The sequence below is a fragment of the Candidatus Protofrankia californiensis genome (assembly GCF_900634765.1).
GTDB classification, from domain to species: Bacteria; Actinomycetota; Actinomycetes; order Frankiales; family Frankiaceae; genus Protofrankia; species Protofrankia californiensis.
Window position 1 is genome coordinate 1 of the sequence record NZ_CAAAFT010000469.1, and the last position, 5929, is coordinate 5929.

Below are 5929 nucleotides of genomic sequence, written 5' to 3' on the forward strand. Positions count from 1 at the left end.
CGCCAACCGCCCCGCCAACCGCGCCGACGACCGCCTCGACGATCGCGAAGACCTCGTCGGGAGTCAGGGCGCTGCGGGAACCATCCGGATGCCGGGGCGCGCCACCGACGGACGTGCCACCACCCCAGCCGGGTTCACGGGCCCCGAGCGCGGCGAGGATCGTCCGGGGCTCGCTCGGCGGGCCGACCGGGAAGCGGTCGACGAGGTCGCTGCGCCGCCCGACCGTATAGGCGATGGAGGCGTCGGGAAGCCGCCGCCAGAGCACCGCGCGGGTATGCCCGGCCGCGTAGATCGGCTCGAATCCGTCGCCGTCGTTCGTGGCCATCACCCAGCCCGTGCCTGTGTGCGTGATGGTGAAGGTTGCCCTCCTACGGGCTGGTACGGCCTGCTCCTGGCTCGCCTCGGGTATTCGAATGATCATTTCGGCGATTGCCGACACACAGCTGGCGAGTATCCGTGCCGGATCGTGTGTCGAGACGAGTCGATGCGGCAGCGGGACGCTCGCGGCGAACTCGGCGAGCAGCGCCGGGTCCGCGACCGGGTAGGCGGGCCCGTGCGCGTCCCGGGCGCCGACCGTCTCCACCAGCGCCCGGGTACGGGGCGCGTGCGCGGATCCGGGCGCTACCCATTCGGGATGCGCCAACAACGCAACCGCCAGCGCAGTGTCACCGTCTATGTCGTTGACGTAGACGGTGTAAGGCACCGGGTCGAGGCCGAGCAGCAACGCGTCGAGTACCTGCCGGCACGTCGCCGACGTGACCAGCCGTGTGCAGTTGCCGTGATGGTCGAAGCTGAGGCGCCGGCCCTCGAGATCGAGCCGCGGCCCCTGCACCATTCCGTCCAGCGCGATGCTGTACGTCGGCAGCTCGTCCAGGTCCACAACGCGGCCCGGCGTGACGACCACCCGCAGCGCACCGATCGTGGCGATCGACTCGCTGAACCGATGGTGCGTGTCGCTGGTCATGCCGCTGTTCATCGGTCTGCTGCCCTCCGATCAGGCGCCGCTCCGGTGACGGCCGCCGACACCACCCCTGACGGATGCCGGCAACGTCGTGAGCGCCACCCGCCTGCGGCCACGAGCCGCTCTGACGTCATCCTTGCCGGGGAACGACATCCACGGCCGGTCGGGTCGTCCGTCAGAAGCGCATGGGCACCAACCAACAACCGCGGAGGGTGATACGCGATGGCCATCAGCGACCAGCCGTGCACGGATACCGGTCACGTTCTTGTCCGCATGCTCGGAGCCGCGGATCTCGGCACACGCTCCGGTCGGGCGTTTACCGAGAAATGTGCCGAGCTGGAGAGCGCCGATCCGGCACAGGCCGCCCGTCTGCTCACGACCAGTGCGGATCCGCGATGGCAGGTGCCCCTTGCGGTGGCGTTCGGCCCGGGTGCGCCGCGGTACGACCGGGTCGTTCTCGTCGTCACCAGAGCACAGGCCGGTCCGGTTTCGGACGGGGATTTCACCCACCCCCTCGGTGCGGTGCTGAAACAGCGGCTGGAAGGCGACGGCCTGTACGGCGTCAGCTTCGAACCGGGTGCCGTCGAGCTGCTGGAGGTGGGCGCCCCCCACATCCGCGGGGTCCGCGCGGCAGTTCGTGACTGGCTGATGGCGATGCACGCGGGTGACACGGCACCCGCGGTCGACATCCCCTTCGGGGGAGGTGCGACCAACGGCCTGATCGGGCTTGTGGTCGGCGCGCTCGAAGCCGGTGCGGAACCACGGCTTATCTTTCCCCTCACCGGCGGTGGCGCGGAGCGGATCCGGCTCAGCCAACAGCTACCCACCGAGAACGCCGACCGGTGGCTCGTGCGGCACCGGTTCTATTCACCAATGGTCAGGCGTGATTCCGACAACGAGAAGTTTTGGCAGAGCCGCCTGGACCGGCAAGTACTCGCGACCGAGACCGCAGGCGGCGCAGCGTCGGACCTGGCCCGGGTGCTCCTCGAACGGATCGAGCGGTGCGAGGCGGTCGATGGTTTTCTGTTCCGCTCGTGGCTGGAAGCCCACGTGCGAGATCTCGCAGCTCGGGACAATGCCAGGACCATGGACGCCGGACTGCGCGCAAGCCTGGACGATCTGATCAATAGACGTTTCGTGCAGCCCAGGCGATGGACGCCCGCGGAGGTCGACAGGCTGCTGAAGGAGCGGCGCAGGGGAGGGTTCCCCGCCGCCGCGCTCACCGTGCTGGTCGATCCACAGATCGCGAAGGCTGAGCACGCGGCCAACGACCTTGCGCACGGCAAGGCGCCCGATGGCGCGGGCACCCGGGCCATTCGCCGGTTCCTCAAGCGTCGGCGTGATCTGCCCCTCGTCGATGAGGAGGTCGAGGAGCTCGGCTATGCGCGGTGGCCCTATCTCGGTGACCGGCGGGCGCTGATCCTCGTCGCGATGGGTACGGACCCGGTCGAGGGTGACGATCCACCGGCGCCGCGCCTGGACGCGCTCATCGACCAGGCGCGGCGGGACGACGTCGAACCGGTGATCCGGATCGCCGTCTCTGACAAGACCGAACCTGTTGGCCGGCTGTGGGAGGCCAAGGCCCGGGCTCAGGACGTCGACTGCCGGGTTTTGCTGGAATGTGGCACCGATTTCGACGATCTCGGCGGCATCCGATCGGACGTCTGGGACGAACTCGATACCGAAGGCGATCTTGACACGGTCGGTGAGGTCCGCATCGCCGTGGGCCCGGGGCCGAAGCCGCAGGGTCTTGCGCTTCTGCTGGCCGGCATGGAATGGGCACTATGGGCTGCCTGTCCGGTCCGCCTGGTGGAGCTGCGGCAGGCGATGCGGAACTCCGTGGCGGCCCTGGACGACACGATTGTGGACGTCGACCGGGACGCGGTTCTCAATCATGTCGCCGGTGACGCCGAGCTCGCCGAGGTCGCGGCTTCCGCGCTTGAGTACCTGGACGTCAGTACCGCGGCGGCACTGCTCGACCGGGGGTCGCCCCGGCTGCGTCCGCTCGCGGACCGGGTGAGAAGGCTTTCGCTCGTTCCGGCGCGTGGGGCGCAACCGGCTCGTGCCGGTGCGGGAAGCGGAACCGACCGGGACTGGCTGGAATCCGCCGGGCTTTTCGACCACGGACACGCGCCGCTGCTCCTGCTGCGGGCCCGGTTACGGCTGGTGGAGATGCTCGCCGCCAGCGATCCGTGGGGTTGCGCGGTGCGCGCCGCGGTCCTCTGCGAAGGGACGCTGGGCAAGCACGGTGAGCGCGGGTGGTACACCTTGTGTGATCCGAAAAAGCCGCAGCACATCCCTGCGGCCACCAGGCTCGCCGGTTATCGCAACGCCAGCCCGGCTGCGCACGGAAAGGAAAAGGCCGTACGTGTGGGGGCGACTCCCGTTCCCCCGTCCGCGAAGGATCTACGTGACTGTCTGCGGGGTCTGCGCGCCGGCCTCAGCCGTCACGTGACGGTCAACGGCACGGGACTGCCTGACACCTGGGACACTGTGCTCATCGACGAACTCGAACAGCTCAAGAAGGAGATCCGGGCGTTCATCGTTTCTTCCTGACGCTGTCTGCCCGGACCTTTGTCAGGGGCGGTGCCAGGTGTGCGGGTCGGCGGTGACCTGCTCGCCGCTGGCCATGTTCTTGACCTCGTGCGGCTTGCCGTCCTCGAACGGCGGGAACCAGACGAACGGAATTCCCTTGCGCGAAGCGTAACGGATCTGTTTTCCCAGCTTGTCGGCCTCGTGGTAGACCTCGACGTTGTAGCCACGGCTACGCAGGTGTGCGGCCGTGGCCCTCGCCTCGGCCCGGCGGACGTCGCTGGGGAGCACCACCAGGACGTCACTGGGACAACTGGCGGCGGTTTCCAGGCGTCCTTCCGCCACGAGCTTGGCGAAGATCCGGGTGAGTCCGATGGATATTCCGACGCCGGGTAGATGGCGGCGGATGAACGACCCGGCGAGGTCGGCGTAGCGGCCGCCCGAGCAGATGCTGCCGTAGTCCGGCCAGTCGACGAACTTTCCCTCGTAGACGGTGCCGGTGTAGTAGTCCAGGCCGCGGGCGATGGACAGATCCGCCACGATGCTGCCGGCAGGCAGGTCGGAGAGTTCGTCCAGAACGAATGACAGTTCCTCCAGACCCTCGTTCAGCAGGTCGGAGGTGACGCCGAGACGGCGGATGTCGTCGGCGACACCGGCGTCGCTTCCGCGGATGTGGGCGAGGTCCAGGCAGGCCCTGATCTGTTCAGGGGTGAGCTTGAGCGTGGTGGCGAGCAGTTTCTCGACACCGGCCGTGCCCACCTTGTCCATTTTGTCCACGATCCGGATGACGCCGAGCGGGTCGTCGATGCCGAGCCCGGTGTAGAAGCCCTGCAGCACCTTCCGGTTGTTGATATTGATCGACCACGCGGGGATGCCAAGGCCGGTGAGGATTTCGTGAATGACCCGGGGGAGTTCGGCGTCGAAGTACAGGGGGACGCGGTCGATGTTGATGACATCGATGTCGCACTGGGTGAACTCGCGGTAGCGACCTTCCTGGGGGCGCTCACCGCGCCAGACCCGTTGCACCTGATAGCGCTTGAACGGGAAGACCAGGTCGTTGAAGTGCTGCGCGACGTACCGGGCGAACGGCACGGTGAGGTCGAAGTGCAGGCCGAGCCGGGCGTCGCTGTCGTCGGACGCCTCGGCCTGCAGCCGGCGCAGGGTGTAGACCTCCTGCGAGGTCTCTCCCTTCGCGAGCAGCACGTCGAGAGCCTCGACGGACGGGGTCTCGATCGAGCAGAAGCCGTAGCGTTCGAACGCCCGGCGGATCTCGTCGAGCCAGCGCAGCTCGACCAGCCGGATCTCGGGCAGCCACTCGGGGAATCCGCTGACCGGTGCGGGCCGGACGAGCTGCTCGTTGCTCATCGCGGATTTTTCTCCTCTCGAGGGACTACATAACGTTGTATATCAAACACGCCGAGACGCCACGCGTGCCTCCCGGCCGGGTGGTCGGGATGCGCCTGAATCCGACATGACCCGCCGGCCGTACCGTATCCCGTGCGCCACGATGTCGGGACGGACGTCGTGGCGCACCGCGACAACGGGATCCGCCACACACCCTCCGCGCCGGCACAGCCCCGCGGCTCGCGGCTCGCGGCCCTCGGCCCTGCTGACATCTCCGGGACCTCATGGCCGTGCAAGGAAAACCATGATCGAATTTCTGCTGGCCGGTGAGCGTCCCCGGGGCCTCCGATCTAGGACAGCTTGGGCAGGTCGAAGTGCTCGCGGATCTCGGCCTGGACGTCGGCGGCCGGATGCCGGGCGTCGATGACCGCCACATACTCCTTGCGTTGGAAGATTTCCATCACCGGCCTGGTCTTGTCATGATATTCGCGGAGGCGGACTTCGAGCGCTTCGGGATTGTCGTCCGAACGGGTCAGCAGCTGACCGCCGCAGACATCGCAGGTGTCCTCCACCCGGGGGCGGCTGGCGATGAGGTTGTAGTCCAGCCCGCATCGTGAGCACAGGCGTCTTGCCAGCACCCTCCGGTAGACCTCCTCGTCCGGCAGATCCAGATATATCACTCCGTCGATGTCGTAGCTCTCCAGGAAGAACTCGGCCTGCCTGGCGTTACGGGGGAAACCGTCGATGATGAAGCCGTAGTTCCAGTCGTGGCTGGCAAGACGATCACGGACCACCGACTCGACCAGATCGTCGCCGACCAGGTGACCGCTGGCAACGATACGTTTGACCTGGGCGCCCAGTTTGGTATGACTCTGCACGTTCCAGCGGAAGATGTCACCCACGCTGATATGGACGAGATCGAGGTCGTCGGCGAGCATTTTCGCCTGCGTGCCCTTCCCGCTGCCCTGCACGCCCATGATGACGAACTTGCGCATACTCACCTCCGGCTACCGAGAATTCCCCATCGCATGCCGTGCTGTCCGTCGGCCTCCGGGTCGGCGCTGTGCCGGTCATCCCCCATCCTGGTATCGG

The 5929-nt window shown here is 67.4% G+C and carries 4 protein-coding genes; 1 reads left to right on the forward strand and 3 read right to left on the reverse strand.

The window, feature by feature from the left end:
* On the reverse strand, nucleotides 1–964 hold a 964-nt coding region (locus tag DD1DGNOD_RS24175), incomplete at its 3' end, for a hypothetical protein (RefSeq protein ID WP_131771103.1).
* Between the two features lie 219 nt (nucleotides 965–1183).
* Between DD1DGNOD_RS24175 and DD1DGNOD_RS24180 the strand changes: the two genes are divergently transcribed.
* Nucleotides 1184–3517: a hypothetical protein gene (locus tag DD1DGNOD_RS24180; protein ID WP_131771104.1), complete on the forward strand. Its 2334-nt coding sequence runs from the start codon at nucleotides 1184–1186 to the stop codon at nucleotides 3515–3517.
* 21 nt (nucleotides 3518–3538) lie between these two features.
* On the opposite strand, the gene hisS is transcribed toward DD1DGNOD_RS24180, so the two are convergent.
* Complete coding sequence (gene hisS, locus DD1DGNOD_RS24185) at nucleotides 3539–4858, reverse strand: histidine--tRNA ligase (protein WP_131771105.1); 1320 nt, start codon at nucleotides 4856–4858, stop codon at nucleotides 3539–3541.
* Between the two features lie 329 nt (nucleotides 4859–5187).
* A complete protein-coding gene (locus DD1DGNOD_RS24190; RefSeq protein WP_131768718.1) occupies nucleotides 5188–5832 on the reverse strand; it encodes an adenylate kinase family protein in 645 nt (214 codons plus the stop codon).
* Nucleotides 5833–5929: the final 97 nt, after the last annotated feature.